Below are 26,902 nucleotides of genomic sequence, written 5' to 3'. Positions count from 1 at the left end.
AACGATTAAGGTGGTTTTCATATGAATATTGAACAACTTACATATATTGCTGAAGTAGCAAAAACAGGCTCTCTATCAATTGCAGCACAAAATCTCCATGTAACTTTATCAGGGATTAGTCAAGCCATTTCAAATCTTGAAGACGAATTAGAAATACAAATATTTAGAAGAACAAGACAAGGTACGACCCCTACTGAAGAAGGAACGGAGGTTATTAAAAAAGCAATCGAAGCTCTAAATCAAATAACTTCTTTAAAGGAAATAGCTCAAGGACATTCGAAACGGATTAGCGGTGAATTAAAAATAGCAACTGTTCCTGGGCAAATGGCACTTATTATTAACACTTTAGCTACATTTAAGAAAGATTTTCCGAACATAAAAATCAAAATAGATGAAAAAGGATCTCAAGAAATTATTGAGGACGTGAAAAATGATAAAACGGATATTGGAATAGTCATATTTCACGATGAAATTGTAAAAAGAGGAGAAGGATTAGTTTTTGAGGTTTTACAGGAAGTGACGATGAAGGCCTGTGTAAGTAAAGACAACTTATTGACGAAGTATGAAACGATAGTATTAGCAGATTTACAAAATCAATCTTTCGTTCTATATGATGATGACTATGTTAAATGGTATTTTGAAAATTTTATTAATAAACAAAGCTCAATTGACCTGTTATTCACAACAAATAACGTTGATTCTCTTAGAAGTGCGATAGACTCCAATACAGCTATAACCATATGTCTTGATTATACTGCTAAATCTGAACCTTATATATTGAGCGGTCAAGCAGTTGCAATTGATATTATTAATCCGGATCAAGCATCTGTAGACTTAGTATGGGTACGAGCAAAAGATAGACATTTTTCAGCGGTAGCTAAGAACTTTATCAAGCGACTTCAAGCTGAACTTTACAGAAATTCATGTAATTAAAAATCAGATATTCGATTGGATCAAGTAACATCTTAGATTACTTAGATCGTTATTCTAGTTATTGTTTATTCAACTATCCTGCCATTTACTTGAATGAGAAAAAAGAAAGATAAATTTTAAATTAATAAACTAGCTTGACTTGAAAAATAAATGTGGATGAACATGTTTCATGATCATCCATTTTTTCTTCTCTTTTCATTCTTGATTAAATTTATATTCTATTTTTATGCGGATATGAATGTTTACTATTTATTAACTTTCGTAAATCTCCACGTATAAACGCATCTTTCATCTCCTTTGGGCGAAATGGAATGAATGGTGCTAAATATGGTACCCCTAATGATTTTAAAGACGCCATATAAATTAAAAGGATCACCAATCCAATGATAATACCTTTTAAACCAAAAAAGAATCCCAAAAATAGAAAGATAATCCTCATTGTTAAAACTGATCCGTATAAACCACCAGCAGCTATTGCGATACTAGATAAGAAATTAATTCCTACAATGATTAAAGTGATTGAATGAATAATTTTTGCAGTGACCGCAGTCTGTCCAATTACAATTGCACCAATAAGTGAAACAATAATGACTGTGGATTTCGGTATACGTAAGGAAGCTTCTGTAAGTAATTGAAATATAATCATTACGAAAAAAATTTCCCAAATAATAGGAAGAAGTGTATCCGATTTTTTGAAAAAAATTTTTGCGAAGTGGGTTGGAACCCAATCATGATGAAAACGTACTATCGTTACATATAGACCTAATAATATAATTGAAAAAAACCAGCTAAAAAAACGCAAAAAGCGGTTTCCATACCTTCCAGATTTCGAATTATATTCATCTGGTTGATGAAAATAGTGGAGAAAAAGAGTAGGTACAATAAGCGAATACGGAATTCCATTAACTAGAACAGCAACTCTGCCTTCATACAATGCCGAAACAGTGACATCCGGTCGCTCACATGTGAAAACAAGTGGAAAAAGCGTTTTTTTCCCTTCTAAAGCATCCTCTATAACTCGAGCTTCCAATAAATAAGTAACATCAATCTCTTTAATTCTTTTTCTAGTTTCTTCTAAAACGCTTTTATCAACGTAACCGTCCATATATATAATGGCTACATCCGTCTTTGTCTCATTTCCAACCTGTAAATTTTCAATACTAAGCTTATGTGACTGTATTATGTTTCTTAACAAATTAACGTTTACCTTTAATTGCTCATTATATCCTACTAATGAACCTTTTATCGACCTTTGTGTATCAGGTTCATTGATTGATCTCATTTGCCAATCAGAAGTATCCGCCAAGATCCCCTCAGTATAACCATCAATTAATACTAAGGTCTTCCCTTTGGTTAGTCCTGATAATATTTCATCTAAGGTTGTTATTTTAATAACATCGACAATTGATAGATGACGAGAAATAACAGCATCTACACTTTCAAATTTCATGATTTTAATCAAAGGTGTTAGGATATTATCTTGAATGTTTTGTGTATTTGTTATTCCATCTAAATATAGAATAGCAACTTCTCGTTTAATTTCTTCATTAATTGTAATTAGTCTAATTTTCAAATCAGTGGAATGATTGAACTTCTCTTTTAAATAGTTTATATTCTTATTTAATTTAGTTGATAATGTAGATTGTTCTATGCTATTCACTTAAAAGCCCCTTAGAGATTTTTCAATTAGTATGCACTTTGATTTTCAGATTATGTAGGAAAAATATATATCTAACAGATTCTATCTTTCTTATTTATCAATCATAAATTCATATATAAAAAGAAAAAGCACACTAATTTGTACTTTTTCTCCTTGAATACATGTATTTATTTAGAAAGGCATTGTTAATCGCAGTTATATTTGGTCATTATGAATATCTCACTTCTTATTTTTGGAATTAAAGCCTAACAGATTGGAGCAAGCTCAAAAGGTAGATGGGCTGGTAGAATATCCATGAGAAATTCATTCGCATAATTTAATCGTATACATCGATTTTTTCTTTCAACCATGTCTTGGTAAATTTTATTTTCTTTGAGACGCTTTTCAATGGAGTCTAATAATTTCAGGGAATCTTTTCCTTGCCAAGATTGGTTAATTTGGCAAACTAAGTCTAGATCAAACTCTTGTTTAGCAAGTGGTTTTACAGTAGTGCTGATACTTAATGAGCCTTGAGGATATATTTCGATTTAAAAGACTAGCGAATCTTTAGCTAGTCTTTTTGATTACGACGTGATTCAAATACAAATAAAAAAAGTAATTATTCAGACTGTTCTGCAATAATAGACATCCCAATTAATTCCCTTATCAATTATTACAGTCTTTGTGCAATGAATAATATTCACTACAAAAAATGGAAATAACTGAAAATATAAAAAAACAAATCCTTGATATACTTAGGTTTAGGCCTTCTCTTTAGTATGATCCCAAAAGGACTTGAACCAGCGAGCCCTCCCCTGTCAATTACAGCATACAGGCATTATTCAGAATTATTAAACACATTAGATTAAGTTAGTCCATTAAATCAAGGGGTAGGTGAAATTTTATGCATTGTTAGTCTGTTTTTTCTATTGATTCTAGTTAATCTGTGCAATTTTTGTGCAATAAAAATGATATAGTTCTATTAGCTTTAAAAAAAATTAAGTTTCAATTCACAAAAATTCTTTTTTTAGGATTCTTAAATAATCTTTAATCATTTTCGAATCTTGATTTTTTCTAGAAATAATCCAAACATATTGAAGATCCACTTCATCATAATCAACAATATCTAGTAGGGTAACTTCATCTTCATTAAAATTATAGTTTGCACCTTTAAAATCTGGCACAAATGATACACCTAAGTTTTCAAAGACAGCATTCTTTATCATATCAATATTGGTAGTAGAATATAATTCCTTCATGGCACCAAACTGATTAAAGAAATTATTTTTAAACCATTGAATGAATACTCCATTATAAACAATAAGTGTTTCCTTCAAAATATGCTGAGGAGTAACGAAAGATTTTTTAGCTAAATGAGACTTACTACTGACCATTAATTTCACTTTGGCTTCAGTCAGATTACGATAAATAATACGGTTATTTTTTTCAAGTAAAACATTAACTAGTCCTAACACACCTATATCACTTCGGCCTTCTATTATATCTTCAATAATATCATGACCAGGTTTTTGAGAGATGTCGATATTGATATTTGGATATTCATCTTTAATCACTGAAAATGGTCCCAAAAGTGATTTATTAAATCCAGGGACAGCTGATATTTTCAAGTTCCCCGTCATATTATTGTTAAATAATTTCGCATTATCGATTAGTTCCTGATACGTTAAAAATATCTCCTTCGCAAATTTAATTATCTTTTCTCCTTCAACTGTTGGAATAACGGTATTTCCTCTTGATCGTTCAAAGATTTTAACATTAAGTTTCTTTTCAATACTTTTTATTGATTGACTAATAGCGGGCTGACTTACAAAAAGATTTTGTGAAGCAATCGAAAATGATCCCGTTTTTGCAACTTCAATCAAATATTCAAATTTCTCTATATTCATATCCATCTCCTCATTCGGATTGAAACTGATGTACTCTAGTTGTTTGAAATGAATTAAACTATAATGTCCGCTCTTATACTGTTTTGAATACAGATAAACTTTGTATTAAGTTTATTAAACTTATCTTATCACTAATTTCAATTTATTTTATCATAATTCCTATATAAAATTATTTTATTTTAAACAATATATTGTTTAATTTTTAGTTCCCCTGATAAAAATACCATTTTTAAAATAAGCCTGTTCTCAAACTATGAGAACAGGCTTATTTTTATTGTAATCCTAATTGACTTAATACATCATCTAACGTAACACCTTTATAAGTTGTTTTTGCTTTTGGAGCATTTGAAACAGTTGGATTTTTAATTCCAAAGTTTTTAACAATGTAGTCCATATCCTTTTTATCCACTACTTTATCAAAATTAAAATCTGCAGTTGCTTTGTTTGTACCCCAATATGTTTGTACCGCTAATGCATCTAGAATATCGATCACATTATCTTTGTTTACATCTCCAGCTGCGGCAAGTGGTAAATTCCAGTTTAACCATCTTCCAACTACTTCACCACGCACTTTATTAGATAAAACAATTTGTTTGTTCATAGTGAAATGACCAGGTACATCAACTGATACCGTATAAGGATTTGCCTCAGCTTTTAGACCTTCAATGATATACTGACCATTCTTATTTAAACTCGGCGCATTAACACTTGTTTTTCCATCATAAGAAGTAACCGTTACATTTGCTCCAACTTTACTTAAATCTATTGAATAAATAGGAAGACCTGAAGAATCTGTTGCACCTTCAACTTGTACTGTTCCATTTAATCTTGAATATGTTGGTTTATATTTAATACTTTCCATGTAAGAGTAAACATTATTCGTCTCTACATTTGATTGATCAATCGTAGAAGCTGTCATTGTATACCAATTGAAAGCAGATCCTCCATAAAATCCATCTGTAAACTTTTTAGCAGTTTTAAGGTCGAAATTAAATAACTGTAAGTCTTCTGGTAATACCTTATCCCCTATATAAGTGAATGTAATTGTATAGTTTAACATACCGCCTGATGGAGCAGTTGTTACTGACACTTGTGCATCACCATATTGCTTTACTGCATCATTTACAACTACATTTTCAATTGAAGCAATGTTAGAATCAACTGGTATTGTAATTTTAGTTGTTTTTAAATTTTTAACATTATTTGATCGAACACTATAATTTACTGTGTCTCCTGTTGTTACGATTTGTTTATTTGCCTTTAAATAGTAATAAGGTAAATTGTGATCCACAAAAACAACTCTTAACATATTAAAAGCATTTCCATTAAAGTTACTTGCATAATCCATTCCATAAAACTGTACTTGTAAAGGTTCAGCTTGTTTTCTAACGACAAGTTTATCAGTGTAATTTCCATTTTTATCTGTATAAATTGGTGCTTTTGGCCATGAACTATTATTAAACATAACAACTGAATTGTCTGATTGATCAACTGGAAGACCTAGTTTACTTGCTTCTTCTGTTTCAGGATCATTTAAGTTAATGTTAAAGTCGTATAAGAATTGTCCATTTGAATCAAATTGGCTATCATTAGTTTCAATTACTTTTTGGTCTAATGAATCAAAGCTAGAAGTCATAGTTGGTGCCCCTAGATCGTAAATAAAATCAGATGACTTTGTGAATGATTTACCTTGTTCATTTGTTCCAACCAGCTTTATTTTATAGTGTCCTGGTTGTGCAATTTCTGATTGACTGCTAATTGGATTCTTTGAGTCGCCAGTAAATGGATAATATGTTCCAGTGAATCCTCTTGTAACATAATAAGTTTGGTTTTCATTCAATAAAATCGGATTAAACGAACCTACTAATCCTAGGTCTTCACCCGTAACAGGATCTTGTAAAATGATATCTAATGTTTTCATATGTGATTTTAATGCGAATGAAAATGATTCGAAAGGCCAAGCATTTTCTGGCCATGCTGTATCAGTTGAAAACATTGGTAAAGCGTCAACTGAATCAATTCCTTCATTTACTACTCGGCCACCAAATGGAATTTGATATGTTTCAGTTGGATCTTGCGTATTTGTGAAAGTGATATAACCTTCATATGTCCCTTTTTCTGCTGTTTTTGGAATATTTAGGTTAAACTTAATCGATTTATGACTAGTTCCGTTTAATTTTACAGATGTAGGTCCTGTTAATGTTACATTGTTTTTAGCTGCATCTAAAGAACCTCTTAATCCAGTTTGGAATTTCACATCTACATTAAATGTTTTCGCTTTCTCACTACGGTTCTTTAATGTAACAGTACGTGAATCAGCGATATCTTGATCATCAAATCCAAATGAACCAAAGCTCATTCCACCTGTTAATTCTTGAATTGATTGTTGTTTTCCATCAATGATTGTTGGCGTTTTATCAACTACTTCTAATTCAACATTTGAGTGGATTGCTTCATAAGCATCTACTCGGCCACTTCCTTCTTCAAATACGCTATACGCTTTTGAAAGTGGATCAGCAGTATTCATTAAAATTGATTTAATATCTTCAGGTTTTAAATCTTTATTTGATTGAAGTAATAGAGCTGATACACCTGCTACATAAGGTGTAGCCATTGAAGTACCTGATAAGCGCTCATACGCATACTTGTAATCTTCTGGTTTTGATCCATCGACTGTTTTATCGTTTACATAGAATGGTACTGTTGAAAGAATTGATACACCAGGTGCTGTTACTTCTGGTTTAATATCATAGTTCACTCGAGATGGACCTCTAGAACTGAATTGCGCTAATTCATCAGCAGCAGATTTTAATTTTGTGAAATCTCCGAATGTGAAGTCTGTTTTACCAGCTTTAATCGCAGCTGCGATTGTATTACCATCATCATTTGATACTGAGAATGCTGGAATCGCATCGACTGATTCCCCCAGGAACGCTTGAATTGGACCTTCTGCTTTATTTGTTTCATCGTTATACATTAATACGCCAACTGCACCTTTTGCTTTTGCATTTTTGATTTTATCAATTAATGCAATTGATCCACGTTTAATAAACGCAATTTTACCGTTTAAATCTTTTCCATTAAAGTCCGCTGGATTAGCTAGTCCAACATCAACAAGTTGATATGTTTTTCCTTTTAATGTTGTTAAATCATCTTTATAATTTCTTGCTAATTGTCTTAATGTATAGTTTTTACTATCTTGTACACCTGCATATTGATAAATATCAAGTGCGATGGATGATGCACCAACTGTTAAAGCTAATGCAGCTGCACCTGGAGAACCAAGTGTATACATTTGATCGCCACTATTTCCCGCAGCTATAACCGTCGTAACGCCACTTAATACTGCATTGTTTACGGCAATTGAAGTCGCGAAAAGTGGATCATTCAATGTAGCCCCAAGTGACATATTAATAACATTCATACCATCTTTAACTGCACGGTCGATTCCGGCAATAATCGCATCAGATGTACCACCACCACCTGGTCCAAGTACTCGGTAAGCATATAAGTCTGCTTCAGGTGCTGCACCAACTGTTTTAAACTCACTGTTTGCTACACCACGTCCACCGATAATACCGGCAACATGTGTACCATGTTCAGTATAATAGTCTGCTCCATTTTGATATCCAGGTTTTCCTGCCTTTACCCAATCTGCATACGTAGTTTCCATTGGATCATTGTCATTGTCGACGAAATCATATCCACCTTTAAATGCATCTTTCAAATCTGGGTGGTTGTAATCAATACCTGTATCTAAAATCCCTACTTTAATTCCTTTTCCAGTAAATCCTTCCGCATGTAAACGATCTAGTCCGTCATACGGTGTATAGTTTGAAACATTTGCTTCATCCGCTTTTAATTGATCGTTTTCCTTTGGAGGATCAATTGTAAATGTTTTGTTACTCCAAACAGCCTTAACAGCTTTTGATTTTAATAGATTCTTAATTTGGTTTGCCGGTAGACTCATTGAAACACCATTGAAAGCATTTTTATATGAACGATTAATCGTATAATCTACTTTTTTAGTTTTGCCACTTTCTAATACTTGACCAACATCTTCAGCAAATGTCTCATGATCTTGATCGACTAATTTTGCTGCTTCTAAAGCAGTTAATGATTTCCCTTCAACACTCGCTTCAATTTGAGCAACTTTTGCAGGTTTATTTGCAAACTCAACAATGACACTTGTTTGTTCTGTTGAGTTTAAATTAATATCTGAGGAAATTTGAAGACCCGATTCTTCATTAGTCGAAAGCTGTTCAAGTGCTGCTCTTTGCTCCGAAGTTAAATTCGCTAAAATGTCTTCAACATTCCTTGGACTTGCTGCTTTTGTGCTAGTCGATACTTCTCCAAGTGAACCCAAAATAAAACTCGATGTTAAAGCTAAAACGGTAAAGCTTTTTAAAAACTTTTTCTCTGTCTTTTTCCCCACTTCTCTTCCTCCTAGGCAATTTACGACAAGGTAGATTTCTACATTGAAGTACAAAATGTGATTGTTTTGACATATCCCTTTCTTATTTCCGCAAAAATAAAGGAACAAATTGTAAAAGAATGTCCCATTATTTAATTTAATTATTAAGAATTTTCACATTTTAATCAATCGGGTTATATTTTCCCTATTATATCTACATCTTTATATCATTCAGACATATTCCGACATAATTCTTTTCGAATGTTGAGGAACATTTCATCTTAATGTTAAAATATTTATTACAATTAGCCTTTACATAAAGAAAACTCGTCGATCGGCGAGCTTTTTAATCGAAGACAGAGACGTAGTTGCAGTTATACTTAATCCCTAAAATTGGCTAGCACTCGAATAAGCTTTCTAGCTGCAAATTTATACTTTTAAGTTATAAGAAAGTCATTAGAGAACAAGTCTTTAACTAATGATTTTTTAATTAAATACTTGATCCATCATTCTAAACTCTAATTCTATCTTAATAGCGTTTTCATATTCTTTTTGTCTTATATAGTATTGATATAGAATTTTTCCATACTGCTCAAAAAAAGAAGCATTATTCGTTGAGATAAGCAGCGGAATTACTACTTCAGCTAGAAAGTCATAATATTGGCTTAGTTTCTTTTTACATTTCAAAGCTAATAGTTCATATAAATTGAAATAGATTGGACATGTTTTTCTAGCTAGCCTCTTACCTATTTCTATTTTTTCTAAAAGTTCCTCTTCCCTTAATAAATTTCCTTCTAAACATGCTTCAATAAAATGAAATAATCGTCGAACGTATTTTATTGAAGATTTATCTTTCATTTGAAATGCTTGTTCAAAGTAATTAGCAGCTTGTTCAAAACTACCTCTTTTAAAGAACTCTTCTCCTAACTTAAAGAAAATATTTAGTTTATTTTCATAAACACCTAAAATCTCACAATTATGAAGTAAGTCCTTGTAATTTTCAATCAACTCTAAAAAATCAATATGCCTTTCACTATCTAAACTCATTAGCATTAATACTTGAGCATTAATAGCGTTTACATGATTGTATGTCTTATTAAAAAATTGAAGTGCTTTTTCAGCATATGAAAATGCGAGTACTTTTGCCTTAGCATGATGATAAGCAAGCGCTAAGTGATAGTAATACTCTTCATTTCTATAGTCATCAATATTAATTTGTTTCAATAGATTCACTGCAGTTTGACATGTCTCATTTTTAACTGTCCTAAATGTGCTGATACAATACATTCCTTTAATATGTAAAAGAAGATTTTGTTCATAATTAGATAATGATTGAAACTCTTTTTCTATGTATTCGATTGTATTTTTTGTCTCTTGAACCATATTTTTAAGATGATAGTACCTTGCTGTTAGGAGCAGATAGTACGCCGCATGTCTAGATGGCATTATAAATGGATTTTGTTCTAATTCTATTTTTATTCTTTCGATTTGCGTATTTTTTCGCATGATGATTGCGTGATTCCAATCATTTAAGTGCTTTTCAATAAGTTGTAACGATTCAATTTCTTTGTTAATATCAATTTCTAACCGATCTGTTAATTTGGTAATTATTTCAGGGGAGCATATAACTTTCCCACTTTCAATTCTACTAATATACGTTTTCCCACAAATTCCTTCACCTAATTTTGATTGACTAATTCCTTTTTTCTCTCGATAATATTTGATGAATTCCCCAACAAACATATTTAGCCTCCTCTAATAAGTTTAAATCTAAATATAGAAGCTTTAGAAAATGCAACTGAGCATACTATTGAAAATGTAAAAAAATAAAGTAGATATCAGATCGGTATCAATTGGTTTTATAAAGGAATTTTAAAAACTAGAAGAGCTCTTCCCCTATTTCAATGTGATAAGTATTCACTAACTTTTCAATTTGATATTCTATTATTAATAAGCCTGTACTCAAAAAATGAGAACAGGCTTATTTCTTTTTATTGTAAACCTAATTGACTCTTAACAGATTCTAAGGTCGCACCTTTATACTTTTTAATTGGATTAGGTGGCGCTGCAACCCAAGGATTTTGCATTAAGTAATTCTGTTCAACAAATGCAAGGTCTTTTGCATCAACCGTTCCGTCGAAGTTAATGTCTGCACTGCGCTTATTTGTGCCCCAATATGTTTGAATCGCTAATGCGTCCATCAAATCGATCACATCGTCTTTGTTTACGTCTCCAGCAGTTGCGATTGGTGTCGTTTCTCTGCCTACACGATACTGCGTTCCGTAAACATTACCATCTAACTCAAAATAAGTATTAAACTTTTTATACGTAGTAAAATGACCTGGAATATCTTGAATAAATGTATAGTCATCCTTTGATGGATTAAGTCCTTGAATATCAAACGAACCATTTTTAGCTAAAACATTTGATTTTACTTCTTTTCCTTTACTATCTACAATCGTTAATGTTGGAGAAATCTTTGAGTAATCTCTTGCATAATCAAAGTTACCTTTTGCGTCTAATAATGCTTGTACACTCACATTTCCTTTAATTTCTGTTTGGTCATTTAAAATACTTATTGGTGCTATGTTTGTAAATGGATTAGATGAAACATTATCTACATTTGTAAAAGTTGATTTTACCCCATCCCAATCAAAAGTTTGAGTCATAGTTGGAGCTAATGATTTTGGAATTTGAATTGTTAAGTCAACCATAGGGATATCACCGTTAACTCCAGTAGTTCCATTAAATTTTACAGTCACATCTGATGAAATTGTGCTTTCTGAAGTTGTTTGTTTAACGTCTAATGTTCCACCAAGCTTTTGTGCTTCTGGATTTAAAGATATATTAGTAATTTTTGTACCATTCGCATCTGAGAACTTATAGTTCGCCTTCATTAGTTTACTTACGTTGTTTGCTGTCAATGTCATTGTAAATGTTTTGCCTGTTTCGATCATCACATTATTATGTTTCGTCGGATAATTTGGTTGCCCATATACATATGGTGTGTGTTCATTTACAAAATAATATTGTTTTGATACATAACCATTAGTTGCCTCATCAATTCCTTCGAATTTAACGCTTAAAACATCTTTGTCATGCAACATCGCGATTTCATCAGTTGAATTGCCGTCTTTATCGAGTGTCATATTCCCGGTTGGTAGCGGATAGTCGTAAGAATAGTAAATTTGATTTTGTGTTTGATCTGCAGTCATACCAGTTGCCTTTTTTACATCAACATTATCATCTGATATATGAGCTGTTACACCAAGAGTATCTTGACCATCTTTATATTCGACAATTTGTTTTCCAGGTACTTCACCTTCCACATGCATATCCCATTTAGGTGCTGTACCATCAACAAAGAAGTCCTGAGTTACTGTATAAGTTTTTCCATTATCATCCGTTCCAATTAGTTTAAATTGGTATTGTCCAGCTTTAGGTGCTACCAATTGATCCTCTCTTGTTCCAATTGGATTATCCGGGTCATTCGTAAATGGATAGTAATATCCCATGTAGAAATTAGGAATCGAATAATCCACCCCTTCGTCCATCAATGTACCATCAAATGAACCAACGTAACCAAGATCTTGACCTGTTTTTGGATCGGAAATAATGACATCAATTGTTTTCATATGCGATTTTAAGCTTACATGAAGATCATTGCCTCGAGCCCATTTTTGACTTGATTGAGTAAGAGATTCTGGCACTGAGCGTTTAAAGATTGTAAAGTAATCAAAACCTTGCTCAACATAGTGAACACCAAAAGGTACTTTATACGTTTCTTGTGGGTTATCTTTGTTTGTATAGACTACATAACCTTCGTAAATACCTTTTTCAGCTTTACTTGGAATTGTTAATGTTACATTTGTTTTCTTTTGCGAAATTCCTTTTAAAGTTATCGTTGAATCTGTCTTTAATGTCACACCGTTTGCTTCTGCATCCTTTGAACCACGTAAATTCGTATTGAATTTTACACTCACATTAAATGTTTTTGCTTTTTCACCTTTATTAAATAAAGTAACATCGCGAGTATCTACTATGTCATTTCCTTTATAAGTTTCATTGCCAAAGCTTAATGCACCTGTATTTTCTTTTACTAATTTCTCTTTATTGTTAATAATCGAAGGGAATTTTTCTTCTACCTTGATTTCAAAATCCGAGTGAATTGCATTGTACGGATCAACACGTCCAGCTCCAATTTCAAATACGCTATATGGCTTGCTAAGTGGATCAGCTGTATTCATTAAAATTGCCTTTACATCTTCTGGTTGTAAATTTGGTTTTGCTTGTAATAGCAGTGCCGAAATACCTGCAACATTTGGTGTTGCCATTGATGTTCCAGACATTCTTTCATAAGCATATTTATAATCTGATGGATTGTCATGATTATGAACAAATCCTGGTACTGTTGATAATACGCTTACTCCAGGAGCTGTAATTTCTGGTTTAATATCATATGTTACACGTGATGGTCCACGAGAACTGAAATCCGCTAAATTATCGCCTGATAATCTGATATTTCCAAGATCACTAAATGAAATCGTACCAGTTGAATTAACTGGAATTTTCTGAGCTAATACTACACCATCTGCATTCGTCATTGAGAATGCGGGAACAAAATCGGTACCTTCACCTAAGTTAAACGGTAAATGGCCTTCAGCTTCATTATTATTGTAAATAATCACACCGACTGCACCTCGGTTTTTGGCTTGTAAAATCTTATCATTAATTGTATTTGAACCTCTTTGAATCAATGCAACCTTTCCATCGATACGTTGATTTGCCCCCCAATAATCTGCAGAGCTTCCTAGGCCAACATTAACAACTTTTAGTGGTTGACTAGGTGACAATAGTGTATTTAAATTACTATCAAAACCTTTTGCCATTAGTCGTAAATCAGCAGTTTTATTATCTACTGTTGCTTTCATCGTAGCAATTTCGCTTGGAACATCACTTGCTCCAACCGTTAGAGCTAAAGAAGCATTTCCTGGATTACCAACTGTATACATACCACTTCCAGAATTTCCAGCTGCAACAACTGCAGTCACCCCACTTAATACGGCATTATTAATTGCAATTGACTCTGGAGTTAAAGGGTCATTATAATTTGCTCCTAAAGATAGGTTCATAACGTCCATACCGTCTGCAACCGCTTTTTCGATTCCTGCAACGATTCCATCAGTCGCTCCATTTCCTCCAGGACCAAGCACGCGGTAAACATATAAATCAGCATCGGGCGCAATTCCAATGGTAGAGTAATCACTATCATTTTTACCTTGTCCAACAATTGTTCCGGATACATGTGTACCGTGTTCTGTATAATAGTCTGAACCGTTGTTTGTTGGATTTGGTTTTCCAGCTTTTACCCAATCCGCATATGTGGTTTCCATTGGGTCAGCATCATTATCAACAAAATCCCAACCCTTCACTGAATTCGGATTAATTGTTTTTGGATCAACACCAGGTTGAGCACGATATCCTTTATATGCAGGAGATATATCAGGGTGATTATAATCAACCCCAGTATCAAGTACCGCAACTTTTATTCCTTTTCCTGTATAGCCTTCTGCATGTAATTTATTAACATTTAAAAAGTTATTCTCAGCGGCCATCCCATGAGACGCTGCTTCAGTCGAAGGCGTCGCTTCGCTAGATGGTTTCTCAACTTGAACAGTAGCATTGCTATAAATTGATTTTACTGCTTTCGATTTTAAAAGTGATTTTACTTTATTAGCTGGTAATTTTAAAGAGACGCCATTAAATGCATTTTTATATTCTCTATTAATTTTATAGTTCTTTCCATCTTCACTTGATAGCGCCTGTAAATCTTTATCAAATGTAGCATGATCAGCATCTACTAAGCTTTTAGCCTCACTATCTGACAAGCTATTACCCTTTAATGCTGCTTCAAGTACTGCCACTTTATGTGGTTTTTGATTAAATTGAACAATAACCGAAACATTCGCAGTGCTTTCTAAATTGACATTAGGACTTAAAAATAAACCAGTTTGATCATTTGTAGAAAGCTGTTTAAGAGCCTGTCTTTGAGCTGGTGTTAAATTCGCTAATATCGACTCTGCTTTTGTATTTATTGAAGCCGCCTTTGCCTTTGAAGATGTATGAAAATATGAACCTTGAAAACTACTAGAAATTAAACCTACACCTAATGTGATCGTTGCAGCATTTTTAACAAATTTCTTCTTACTAAACTTTTCCCGCATTTCTCTAGACCCCCAGCATTTGTTATGTTAGTGCTTGTCCCAGAACTATTGTAAGCTTTTCTCTGAATAATCCAATGAACAGGCTACAAATGTCATTATATAAAATCAAAATTTTCAAATAAAATTAGAAATGATAATACCTTATAAGAAAATCTTATATAATGAAACCCACTTTCCATGTTAGAAAGAGGCCTTTTTTTGAAAATATGGATGTTTACTTTTTAAATAATTTATAATAAATCGCTTTCTCATATTTCAGTGGAACCTGTGTAGTATTTGGTGCGTTTTATCTATTTCAGTGGAATCTATATAGCATTTGGTCGTTTTATCTTTTCAGCGGAACCTGTGTAGCATTTGGTGCGTTTTACCTATTTCAGCGAAAACTGTGTAGTATTTGGTGCGTTTTATCTATTTCAGCGGAATCTGTGTAGTATTTGGTGCGTTTTATCTATTTCAGTGGAATCTATATAACATTTGGTGCGTTTTACCTATTTCAGCGGAATCTGTGTAGTATTTGGTGCGTTTTACCTATTCAGTAGATTCTGTGTAGTATTTGGTGCATTTTATCTATTTCAGCGGAACCTGTGTGGTATTTGGTGCATTTTGTAACAAATCATTGATATTATAACAATTTCGTGGTGCATTTTATGATAAAATGAGTAAAGAGATATGTTATTTTGCACTTTATTTGGTGCAAATTGAGAGGATGTTCTTGTCAGTGAAATATGAAAATATACTAGATCATCAGATTTTAAACTACGAGATATTAAAAATTTGTATATATGAAGAAACGAAACGATTATTTCTTGATCGCCAGTATATCCTTGAGAAATGGAAAACGGAAGCCTATAGTATGACAGAAGATGAGGTTAGGTACCAATCCCCCTGCAATGCAATGGGCCCAAGCTTTAGAGCATTATTTTTCTTATTTACTCAAACTTTATATTTTGAAAAATATATAACAAAACAAATGATTAATGAAGCAGTTGAAAAATATGCTGACACCATCAAAGTGATATTGGCGGGCCACTTTGTACACGAGTTTCCCAATGATGAAGTAAAACGAAGCGTAAACGAAGAAAAAATCAATGATGTGTTAAAACGTGATTATATTTACTCCAGTATGGATATGGAATACCATCTTATGAGGGATATCGTGACAAAGAAAAAGGAATTTAAAGAAGGAGAAGAAGGCTACTTGGCAACTGAGATTATAGACAATCGTGGAAAAGTAAGAGGATTGGCCGAGCTTAGACCCTTTGAATCACAAAATATTGATTTAACCTCCGATCAACAAGAAATGTGGCTAGAGTTGATTGAATCTACCATCCATTCATTGGATGAAATGACCGCGGACCTTTTTGATTTAATTACCTATTTATGGTTGGTATCTCCTAAAAGCAGTGACGGGTATATTGAATTTCATAGTAATGACGCACTACGACTTAGAAATTTAAAAAAACGGTCGGCTAAAGGACAAGTGCTTGATTTTCGTGAAGAGGATCGATTCAATATTATGAAACGGGTTGCTGCTCTTTCCAGTATATGGATATCACTTGGCGATCAGAAAGTAAAAGTGGTAAATACACAAGAAATTCAGGACAATGAGCTCTATAAGTTCAAAGATTTTCAAAGAATGTTTGAAATTGGAAAAATACGTGTGGCGTATGACAAAAAATCTGGCGAACCAAAGGGAATCTATGCAGTACAAGTAAAACCAACATCTATTTTGACTCCTTATTTAGATGGTCCTAACCGGTCACTTGGTTTGTTAGATTTAAAAGTCTTTCAGTATAGCCATTTCACACAACGTGAACACAAACGATTAACTCGTTACTTAAACCTTCAATGGAAAATCCGAACGATTAAACGTACATTACAGCAACCCTTTAAAGTGTCAACTCTGTTAAAAGTTATGGATATCTCCACGCGGTACAACGGAGTACAAAAGAGGGACAAGTTTGAAAACGTATTAGATGAATTACAAAAAGATGGTGTAATTAAAAGTTGGGGTTATACGGAATCTGTAAATGAAGACCAAGTCGGTAAAAAAGGCTGGTTTCAAAGCTATTGGTCTAAGCTCAATTTAATTATTCTACCCACTGATATTGTCGTAAAGGAAAATCAAAAAAAACTGTTGGTAAACTCGAACTATACAATTGATGAAAAAATAATTGAACGTATGCAAGAATTCAGTTATGAAAAGATAGCTACTCAAAGTCACGAAGAACTTCTCACAAAACAATCAGAAATTGCTAGAAGTCAAATAGCTGCATCAGTTGAATTTGAATTAGAAAAAAAAATACCTATTATGGAATTATCAAAAAAGATGAACTCCAAACCAACAATTGATTCTGAACAACAATCATTCGATTTTACTATTTCAACGAAGGTAACTCTTACACCAGAAAATATGAAAGAGATGATTGATTCCTTAGCTATGAGTATTCGCCAGTCTGCAGAAGAGATGGGAATCGCTCACACTACCCTTTCTCGATATATCCGAAAAGAAAATAAGCGACAAAATAAGAAAAATGATGAAAAGATGCTTAATTGGCTGAAAGAAAAAGCAAGAAAATCAAAACTCTAATCAAAGAAAATTGGTTAGAGTTTTGATTTTCTCTTTTCAATTTTCATAATAAATAAATACTTCCTCTATGCATTCGTTCCTACTCTTGTAACCATTATAAGTCCTGTATGTCAAAGACTTTTAAGTTTTGTTGAATCTAAATTATGTTAGTTTTTCATGCATTATTTTAAGACTCATCATTCATTTAACAGGTTTAATATTGATTCTATAACTACATGCCATGTATCCGATTTTGGATTAATGATTTTAAAGTGGTCCGCGTCTTGGATGGTAATCAGATGAACATTATCCCCTGCAGCTTTTGCAGCTTTTTCAAAATCCATACTAATACGAATTGGCACATGAATATCAAGTGAACCGTGAATAAGGACAAGTGGTAGACTAATGGGTAAGAGAGAAATTGGTGAGCCTTCTTTATACCTACTTTGATAGTCATTTGGAGGTCCACCCATTAGATCACGCGTTGGATTTTCTCCAACTTCTGTCTTCAATTCTTTTAGTTGATGAATTTCGTACATAAGGTCCAAATCGACTACTCCCGCAAGACTAATTGCACCTTTCAACCTCAATGGATTTTTGGTATTTTTTACAATGCTATTTTGAGGAAGTTGATGTCTCGCAGCAGTCCATAAGGCTAGATGTCCACCAGCAGAATGTCCGATCGTGAAAACTTGCTGTATATCAAGTGGATAGGAATCAGCAAGAATTCGAACAAAATCCACCGCTTGACCACAGTCGAGAAAAGTACCTGGCCAACCTCCTCCTTCTTGCCCAACACGACGATATTCAATATTCCATGTGGCAATACCTCGAGCCGTTAAATCTTCAGCAAATTTATCTAATTGATCTAGCTTAAATTGTTCTCTCCAAAATCCTCCATGAATAATAATTGCAACTGGAAAAGGGCCCTTACCTGCAGGCAACCTTAAGTCTCCAAATTGATTTCTATTTTCTCCATAAGCAATTCGATGCATAATTTTCTTTCCTTTACATTCATTTTTTTTATTTGACCATTAAATTTATCCTTTGAAAGAAAGCTGTTTATTTTTCCTTACATACGTGTAATTTACTCATACCTATTCCAGTTTTCCTTATCAACTATCGCATTGCTTTAAAAGCGATGACAAATGTTGAATTTTTTATATAGGTTTAATCTATATCACTTAAAAACGTCAGGTCTAGTGCCCCGACGTTTTCTATTTTTTATTATTTTTTATTGAATACCTAAATCCTTCAAAATGTCTTCTAAAGTTTCACCTTTAATTTTCTTTTTAGCCTTTGGAACGTCTTGGACATCAGGATTTGGTGTTAAATAATTCTTTTTAACATAATTCATATCCGTTGCATTAACGATTCCATCAAAATTGATATCGGCTGCACGCTTGTTAGTACCCCAATATGTTTTAATATAATCTGCATCTAAGACATCAATTACATTATCGTTATTGACATCTCCACCCATAACTGGTGCGTATAAAATGTAAGATAAGCGACCAACAGTGTCACCATTCGTGACATCATATAGATCATTAACGGTTACATGACGGTCGAAATGTCCCGGAATTTTGACTGTTAAATCATAATCTTCATTTGAAGCTGGAAGATTTTTAACAAAGTAGCGTGCACTGCTGTTAAATTCTCCGGTATAAGTCTTGCCACTTTTTGAAACTAAATTTAAGCTCATGCCAGCTTTAGAAAAATCCTTCTTGTAGTCTAACCAAATGCCCCAATCATCTAAAAATCCGTCAGCAAGTATTCCACCTTCAAGTTGAGAGTAGGTTGGAACTATATTGATTCCTTGACCAAATCCTTTAATTGTCGCAGGTGCTTGATTTAAAGAGAATGCTGTAGATTTTGTAATATCAATAGTTTGAATCCACTTAATATAGTTAGTAGGTTTTTCCTTCACTTTAAATGTAATATCGATTAATGGCATATTAGTTTGGATCGGCTGGATTGAATCACCTGTTAATTGTGTATTAAGTGTAATTTTACTTGCCGTTTGCTCAATGATTTTAAGATTAGCATTTAAACCATTTGACTTAGCATAAGAAACATAATCCTTATTTAAAGATACATCTGCAATGTCATATACCGTTGAAGGGAATGATAATGTAAATTCTCCACCTGTTAAATCTTTAATATTATTTGCACTAAGTGATAGAGTTACATTTTCGCCGTATTTCACATCATTTTTGTTAGCTACTAATTTAGCATATGGAAGCCCTTTTTTAACAAGCGTGTAGGAGAAATCAGGGTGATCCTGCATACCGTTTTGTGCATAGTCATGGGCGTCAAGGCTTATCTTTGTTACATCCTGACCATCTAAAAGACCAGCCTTAAATTCAAAGTCACCATTTTTTTCAACCTTTAATGGGGTTGAAGAAAATTTTGTTTTATTAACTAAGTTAATCATATTAGACGACTGATCCCATTTGAATCCGTTCTGATTCATGATATCTACTTGTTGATCAGTAATATTTCCTTTTACATTCATACCATCCTCAGTTACTTCATATACTCCACCCGGTTGTTGCATTTTTACGACTGGGTTAGTATTTTCGATGTAAAATGTATCAGACTTTTTAAATATTTTACCTTCTCTGTTAGTAGCGATTAGTTCTAATTCATATTTACCTGGAGGAGCAAGCCTTTTGGAATAAGAAATTGGATGATCCTTATGACCTGTAAATGCGCTATAAAGTCCATTAAATCCGTACTCAGTTTCAAAAGGAGTATCCTCTGTTAAAAGTCCTTGGTATGCATCAACCAGACCGAGTTCTTTCCCAGTTTTCGCATCTTTTAATACAAGATCTACCGTTTCCATCGGACTATTTAGTGAAAATTCAATACCTGTTCCTTCTGGGAAACTATTATTTAAATCACGTCGTGTTGTGAAGGCGTCCTCATATGCATTGATCGTATTAATGCCTTCTTGTAAATGCTTGAATCCAAATGGTATTTGATAAACTTCATCAGGATTACTATTGTTTGTAATATAAATATATCCTTCGTAGTTACCAAATTCAGCAGAAGCAGGAATATGAATCGTTGGTTTTATTTTTATCGTTTTGTTTGGATTAAGTGTAATCGTATTTGGAACATCTAAAGTCACATTATTAGTTGAAGCATCTTTAGCTCCTTTTACATTTTGATTAAACTTAACTTGAACAGTAAATGTTTTCTTTTGGTTACTAGTATTCGAAATAGAAACTACTCGAGAATCTGTTTTTTCTTTGTCCTCAGTAACTTGTGGTCCGAAACTTAATGCACCAGTAACATCTGGTATTGTTACATCTTTACCTTCTTTCGTGCTGATCGTTTTATCTAGTACCTTAATATGTACGTCAGAATGTACTGCTTCATATACATCAATTCTTCCTGCACCAACTTCAAATACACTGTAATCTTTTTGTAGTTTATCTGCTGTATTCATTAAAGCTGCTTTGACATCTTCTGGTTTGTATTCTGGATGTTTTTGTAAAAGAAGGGCAGCAGCTCCAGCAACGTGAGGTGTAGCCATTGATGTTCCAGATGCAATCATATATGCATTAGTATAGTCAGTTAGATGATTTGGTCCGTTTTCATAAGCTGGTACACTTGAGAATACAGAAACTCCTGGTGCAGTAACTTCTGGTTTAATATCATAAAATCTGTTTGAAGGACCGCGTGAACTAAAATCAGCTAATGTATCTCCACTAGTTTTCATTTCACCAATTGAGTTTAAAGTAAATGTCGTATTACCTTGTTTTACTCTATCAACAACTTTTAATCCATCTTCATTTGTAAGTGTAAATGAAGGTATAAAGTCAAAGCCGTTTCCTAGATAATGAGGAATTTGACCTTCTGTTGGATTATTATTATACATTAATACCGCTTTTGCACCATGTTTCTTTGCAAGCATGACTTTTTCATTTAAGCTGAGGATCCCACGTTCAATCAGTGCGATTTTACCATTTACATCTTTTCCATTGTAATCACTTTCACTATTACCTAATCCAACAAAAACTAATGGTAGAGATTGGTTTTTTAAAGTATTCAAATCATCATCAAAGCTTTTTGCAAGTAGTTTCAAATTTGTTAATGAAAGATTATCATTTGATTTAACCGTACCAGTAGCTGTAGGAATTGTCATTGAAAAATCACTTGCACCAACTGTTATAGCTAGTGGAGAAGTTCCTGGTGAACCAAGCGAATATAGGTCACTACCAGCGTTCCCAGCTGCAATTACTGCAGTTGTACCAGCCAATGAAGCATTATTAATTGCAATTGCATTTGGATCAAGTGGATCATTATAATCAGATCCTAGTGAAAGATTAATAACATCCATTCCCTCTGCTACAGCTCTGTCAATCCCTGCAATAATATTACTTGTAGAGCCTGTACCATATGGACCAAGTACTTTATATGCATAAAGTTCAACTCCAGGTGCAACTCCAGTAACTGCATAATCAGTTTTATTTTTACCTTGACCAGCAATCGTTCCTGAAACATGAGTACCGTGGGAAGTATAGTAAGTCGAGCCACCTAATGGACTAATTTCAGGTTCTCCAGATTTTTTCCAATCTTCGTAAGTTGTTTCCATTGGATCAGAATCGTTATTCACGAAATCATATCCGCCTTTATAAACATCTTTTAAATCCGGATGATTATAGTCAATCCCCGTATCAATTACTCCAACTTTGACACCTTTACCTGTAATACCTTCTTCATGAAGTTGTGTTGCACCGATATTATCAGTACTATCTACTGCAGGAGAATGACTACTTGACTCAGTTGTTTGAATATCTGTAGGAGATGGATCTATTTTGATTACTTTATCTTCAAATACTGCTTTTACTTCATCCATCGCAAGAATAGTATGTACTTCATTAGCCGGTACAGTCATCGCAACACCGTTAAATGCTTGACGATACTCTTTACGAATTTTAATACTTGAATTAGCTTGTTTTGCTTGTCCAATTTTATTTTTAAAATTTTGATGAGATTTTTCTACTTTATTTTTTGCCTCATCTAAAGAGACTTCAACTCCGTTTTCTTCGTTTTTCTTCACATCCGTTTTTGCTGGATCCTGTGCAAATTGAACGATGATATTTACTGGTTTATTACTAGTCGTATCGAGCTTGGGTGATACATATTTTTCTTGATCCGCTGTTTCAAAGTTATTATGTACTCGATTTCGATCTTCTTTTGTTAAATATTTTAAATATTGCTCAACGTTTGATACGCCACCTTTAAAAGTAGAATCAACCGAAGCAAAAGTGTGACTAGAAAATAGCAAACTAGCTGCTATAAAACTAGTAGAAACAACTTTAAGTGGCATTACAAAATTGCTCTTCAAATACAATACACCCCTTCAAATTTATTTTAAGGAATTAACCTTACAGTTTGATTATTCAGAAAATTCAATAACCAGTCAATTGGGTTATTTATTCCTTATAAAATCAACGTTTTTCTTAATCATGAATTAAAAGCTTTCTAATTTCTCAAAAAAAAATGTTTGGAAAAGTCAGAAAGCATAATAAAAAAATGAATTTTGTTGATTTTAAACGTTTCCTAAGATTTTAACGAAAGAGGTGATTTTTCTTATTAAATGTCTAATTTTATCCAATAAATGGTAATTAATTGTATGATTTTTCTATGTTTAACAAATTTATTTTTAATAAATAAATTGACAGGTGATTGATATGCGACCTATCGAACCTGTTTGCTTAATAAGCCAAGTTGCTTTAAAATTAATATCCGTAAAGAAAATAAGCGACAGAGTAAAAAAATGATGAAAAGATGTTAAATTGGCTGAAAGAAAAAGCTAGAAAATCAAAACTCTAACCAAAGAAAATTGGTTAGAGTTTTTCTGTTTCCTATTCAATTTCATAATAACAAATAAAACAATACCACATTCGTACTGATAGGAATAAAAAATCATGATAATACATTATTAAATATGGCTTTAAATACAACATATATGTCAACATATGTTTCAACTTATATATTATCGTTAGAAAATAAATATACCATACTATTAATGTGGCTATATTTAGCCATAACTTAAATAATCAGTTCCCGAACCAATTTTCACACAAATTCAATTACCTCTCAAGAAGTTAAAATCTAACTCTCATAGACCGTTGGTGCCAAAGACTACCAGCCTTGTTTCTCTCAACGATTTTAAATGTTCTTCTTAATTTAAGATATATATAGTGTAACCATATACAATTTACATTCTTACGTATTTATTTAGAAGCCCATCTTTATATTCACGTATTTCACCTTTTGCAACTAGATAACTTAAATAGACATTAGTCTCTCCTAGTGCAATCCACTTTTCTAATGCACTTGAACCTATTGGAAATAAAGTGTTTGATACTTGGTATGCACTCATCTCTCCAGTAATCTGCTCTAGTACGAAACCAGTTCGTTCTTCATAGTGATGGAGTAGTTCGTTAATTCGCTCTTGTGCATCCATAAAAATGGGACCATGTCCATCGTACCAAATTACTGAACCGAAAATTACATACTTCTCCATTTAAACCATAGCGTCCTACTTCCGACAAAAGTCCAAACACCAAAAACGATTGCCAACAAAATGGACACGACCATCCTTAGAATGTCGGAACGTTGGATACAACTAATTGTCAGCAAAATAAACATTCCTTCAAAAAAAATAAAAAATATGCACATTAATATAAATCGAAAAAACATGAACAATTTACTCTTTCCCGACAGTGAAACCAGTCCTAAACATATTAATCCAACAATAATGTTTTCAATAATGCTTGTAATTAAGTTTGAAAGGTTCATCATTACATTCCTTTACATTTTTTACTCGTGCCAAGTCAAACATGGGTACATTTCTGACCTTCCATTGGCTTGTCTCACTCCAACACAATTGGTCTTAACAAAGGCTATGACTTGTTAAAGTAATTGCACTCGTTAATGAAATTATTTAGTAAAAAAATGACCAATGATTGCTAATATCACTACAAGTAATAAAACAAGTACGTCAATACATATTGATATAATGCTAATAATCTTGGCTGAGCGAGCTAACCCTTTCCCTTTTTGATTGATTCTTTCGATCTCAATCAGACTTTCTTTAGACATATATAAACCAATAACAGCAAGGATTAAACCTATTGCTGGTATTATTAATGACAATATTGCCAATGTTAATGCTAATTTAGCCTTAGCGTTTGTTATTTCCATTAACTACAATCCTTTTTTATATTAATTTATTCATATCTTATTACAGACACTAGAAAGAGATTTTACGTTATTCTAAAAGTAAAATTCACCAAAACTTATTAAACTAAACTGCCACTAGCTGAATAAAAAAAATCTACTATTCAGCCAATCATATTGTTCAACTAAAGCACTGAGTTAGTTTAAGACCACAAATAATAATCTAATAGAAAATCACTCGATATTGCCAAAATTAATATAATAGTTGCCCTTAATAAATATTTTTTCTTACCTATTTTAATAATTTCTTTAGCTCTGCTACATATAATTGTTCCGTATGAAGTAATCATAAATCCATATATATTAAGATTTTTCTTAAAGTAGTAAGAAATACTTAATGAAAGAAGTACTCCTCCAAACAAAAAGGTTAACCCTAAAATTTGCAAGCTCTTGATGCTACTTTCTTGTTCTTTAGTCATTTTATAACCATCATTTTTTTAGAACGTCCCTCTCATATATCTATTTCTGTTAATTATACCAATGTAGTAAGTCTTTGTAATTTTGGCGAGTTTTCGAAATATAACTTCAATTAATTTTTATCGAACTAAATTACCAGAGACTGAAATAGAGGATAATCGATTAATGTTCATCCTTTATTTGTTGCTCAACTAGAGCATGCGTTAGTCGAATAATTGGTCATAAAAGTACCATAATAAAAAACTGTTACATCAAATAAAATTACTCCAAATAATAATGAGAATATTTTAAAAATAACTATATGATATCTTTTTGGAAAAAATTTTTCTGAAATGAATATAGTACAACAATTAATAATTCATAAAATGATGAACCTGAAATCCATTCAGGTAAATCGCCATCTTCCTCATATTTCTTAACTGCAACATACAAGGTTTTTCCAACAGAAAATAATAACCCTAATGAAAATAGTAAAACCAATGAAAATGGAAAAACATAAATGTTCATATTGGAATCTTGTTGAAGCTGTGGAAAGAAAAAATGATGTATCATTAGTTTATTGGGTTAAAGGTCATATTGAAACAGAAATTGGGAAAATAAAAAAAGTTGATCAGATAAACGCTACTGTTATATTAGTTGATAAATATGGCTCTACTCATACACTTTCTATGATTTCATTGGTTGATGTATTTTAGCTTCAAAAAAAGATCTACCACGGAAAATCTCTTTGCTGCTTGTTCAACTAGCGCATTGCGTTAGTTGGATAAGGTTTATAAATGCTATACTTTAACAGAACTTTTTAGAGCCACGGTGGAATTGAATCCAAAAATGCCTTTATAAAATTTTTTATCCAAACCAAAATTTTCATAATTATCAACATCCCATTTTCAAAATTGTGCAAATCATAAAGACGAAAAAAATAGAAGCTACTTGTATTAGCTATACTTATTGCTGCTATCATTATGGGAGTTTTACCTGGGGAAATGAAGTTTTAATCTATTTCCACTAGCCAGAGAATCTTAACACGATATCTTACCATGTTCTACAAGTAAAAATATCCAAAACTTATGCAACTAAACTGCCATTTTGTTAAACAAAATAGACCGCCTAAGCAGTCAATTACCCTAGGTTGTTCGCTTTTTTGGTATATTGTTTTTCCTTTTTTGCCACAAATGAAGAAGGATCTTCGCCGTGATAAAGCAGAGAAACCAGAGAAAAATCCCGATGAAGCTGATGACATGATGATTGCCGTAGTCGAAGTTCGGTGCAAACCAGTCATTGTGCAGAAGTTTGCTTAAGGCGTATAGGAAAAAATAAAAGAAGATTAAAAGAAACACATCCATCTTTGTCCATCTGCCTCTTTTGATGTTGATAAATGAAAAGAGACCCATAATCACAAAAAAATCAGCCAGTTCACCAATTCGACCACATCCTTTCTGTTTCCTCAAATTTTTTTTAGTTTCTTACAATTACTCTATTGATATACCTTCTTAAAGTAAACTGCCCTTTAGTTCATTCCCGGCGACCCAAAAAAAT

General features: G+C 32.7%; 14 protein-coding genes. 3 read left to right on the top strand and 11 right to left on the bottom strand.

Translation table 11 applies throughout. The annotated features are described in order from the left end of the window. Positions 1 to 21: 21 nt before the first annotated feature. Positions 22 to 933: a LysR family transcriptional regulator gene (locus tag ACFVRR_RS17490; protein ID WP_387331182.1), complete on the top strand. Its 912-nt coding sequence runs from the start codon at positions 22 to 24 to the stop codon at positions 931 to 933. Positions 934 to 1,144: 211 nt separating this feature from the next. Here the strand turns inward: ACFVRR_RS17490 and ACFVRR_RS17485 are convergent, their stop codons facing one another. From ACFVRR_RS17485 to ACFVRR_RS17460, 6 genes are all read right to left on the bottom strand, one after another. Then, on the bottom strand, positions 1,145 to 2,593 hold the full coding sequence (locus tag ACFVRR_RS17485; RefSeq protein WP_387331180.1) for a spore germination protein: 1,449 nt from the start codon (positions 2,591 to 2,593) through the stop codon (positions 1,145 to 1,147). Between the two features lie 245 nt (positions 2,594 to 2,838). Next, a complete protein-coding gene (locus ACFVRR_RS17480) occupies positions 2,839 to 3,114 on the bottom strand; it encodes a nucleotidyltransferase domain-containing protein (protein WP_387331284.1) in 276 nt (91 codons plus the stop codon). 468 nt (positions 3,115 to 3,582) lie between these two features. Further along, the gene (locus ACFVRR_RS17475) at positions 3,583 to 4,479 is read right to left on the bottom strand and encodes a LysR family transcriptional regulator (RefSeq protein ID WP_387331178.1); all 897 of its coding nucleotides are present in this window, start codon (positions 4,477 to 4,479) and stop codon (positions 3,583 to 3,585) included. Between the two features lie 271 nt (positions 4,480 to 4,750). Next, a complete protein-coding gene (locus ACFVRR_RS17470) occupies positions 4,751 to 8,914 on the bottom strand; it encodes a S8 family serine peptidase (protein WP_387331176.1) in 4,164 nt (1,387 codons plus the stop codon). A gap of 465 nt (positions 8,915 to 9,379) precedes the next feature. Further along, the gene (locus ACFVRR_RS17465) at positions 9,380 to 10,636 is read right to left on the bottom strand and encodes a helix-turn-helix domain-containing protein (RefSeq protein ID WP_387331174.1); all 1,257 of its coding nucleotides are present in this window, start codon (positions 10,634 to 10,636) and stop codon (positions 9,380 to 9,382) included. Between the two features lie 248 nt (positions 10,637 to 10,884). After that, positions 10,885 to 15,117, bottom strand: a complete 4,233-nt coding sequence (locus tag ACFVRR_RS17460; protein ID WP_387331172.1) for a S8 family serine peptidase — start codon at positions 15,115 to 15,117, stop codon at positions 10,885 to 10,887. 718 nt (positions 15,118 to 15,835) lie between these two features. On the opposite strand from ACFVRR_RS17460, the gene ACFVRR_RS17455 reads away from it, so the two are divergent. Then, positions 15,836 to 17,707 (top strand): hypothetical protein, encoded by a 1,872-nt coding sequence (locus ACFVRR_RS17455; RefSeq protein WP_387331170.1) that lies wholly within the window; start codon positions 15,836 to 15,838, stop codon positions 17,705 to 17,707. Between the two features lie 176 nt (positions 17,708 to 17,883). On the opposite strand, the gene ACFVRR_RS17450 is transcribed toward ACFVRR_RS17455, so the two are convergent. From ACFVRR_RS17450 to ACFVRR_RS17430, 5 genes are all read right to left on the bottom strand, one after another. Beyond that, entirely contained in the window at positions 17,884 to 18,681 is a 798-nt protein-coding gene (locus ACFVRR_RS17450; protein ID WP_387331168.1) for an alpha/beta hydrolase family protein, read from the bottom strand. A gap of 239 nt (positions 18,682 to 18,920) precedes the next feature. After that, a complete protein-coding gene (locus ACFVRR_RS17445; RefSeq protein ID WP_387331166.1) occupies positions 18,921 to 23,048 on the bottom strand; it encodes a S8 family serine peptidase in 4,128 nt (1,375 codons plus the stop codon). A gap of 876 nt (positions 23,049 to 23,924) precedes the next feature. Further along, positions 23,925 to 24,233, bottom strand: a complete 309-nt coding sequence (locus ACFVRR_RS17440) for a hypothetical protein (RefSeq protein WP_387331164.1) — start codon at positions 24,231 to 24,233, stop codon at positions 23,925 to 23,927. Between the two features lie 416 nt (positions 24,234 to 24,649). After that, positions 24,650 to 24,913: a DUF4190 domain-containing protein gene (locus ACFVRR_RS17435; RefSeq protein WP_387331162.1), complete on the bottom strand. Its 264-nt coding sequence runs from the start codon at positions 24,911 to 24,913 to the stop codon at positions 24,650 to 24,652. A gap of 179 nt (positions 24,914 to 25,092) precedes the next feature. After that, entirely contained in the window at positions 25,093 to 25,368 is a 276-nt protein-coding gene (locus tag ACFVRR_RS17430) for a hypothetical protein (RefSeq protein WP_387331160.1), read from the bottom strand. Positions 25,369 to 25,785: 417 nt separating this feature from the next. On the opposite strand from ACFVRR_RS17430, the gene ACFVRR_RS17425 reads away from it, so the two are divergent. Further along, the gene (locus tag ACFVRR_RS17425) at positions 25,786 to 26,061 is read left to right on the top strand and encodes a YolD-like family protein (protein ID WP_483867347.1); all 276 of its coding nucleotides are present in this window, start codon (positions 25,786 to 25,788) and stop codon (positions 26,059 to 26,061) included. Positions 26,062 to 26,902: the final 841 nt, after the last annotated feature.

The organism is Gottfriedia sp. NPDC057948, from assembly GCF_042887255.1.
In the GTDB taxonomy this organism is placed as follows: Bacteria; Bacillota; Bacilli; order Bacillales; family Bacillaceae_G; genus Gottfriedia.
The sequence above is the reverse complement of the archived record's forward strand: the minus strand, read 5'-3'. Positions and strand labels throughout refer to the sequence as shown.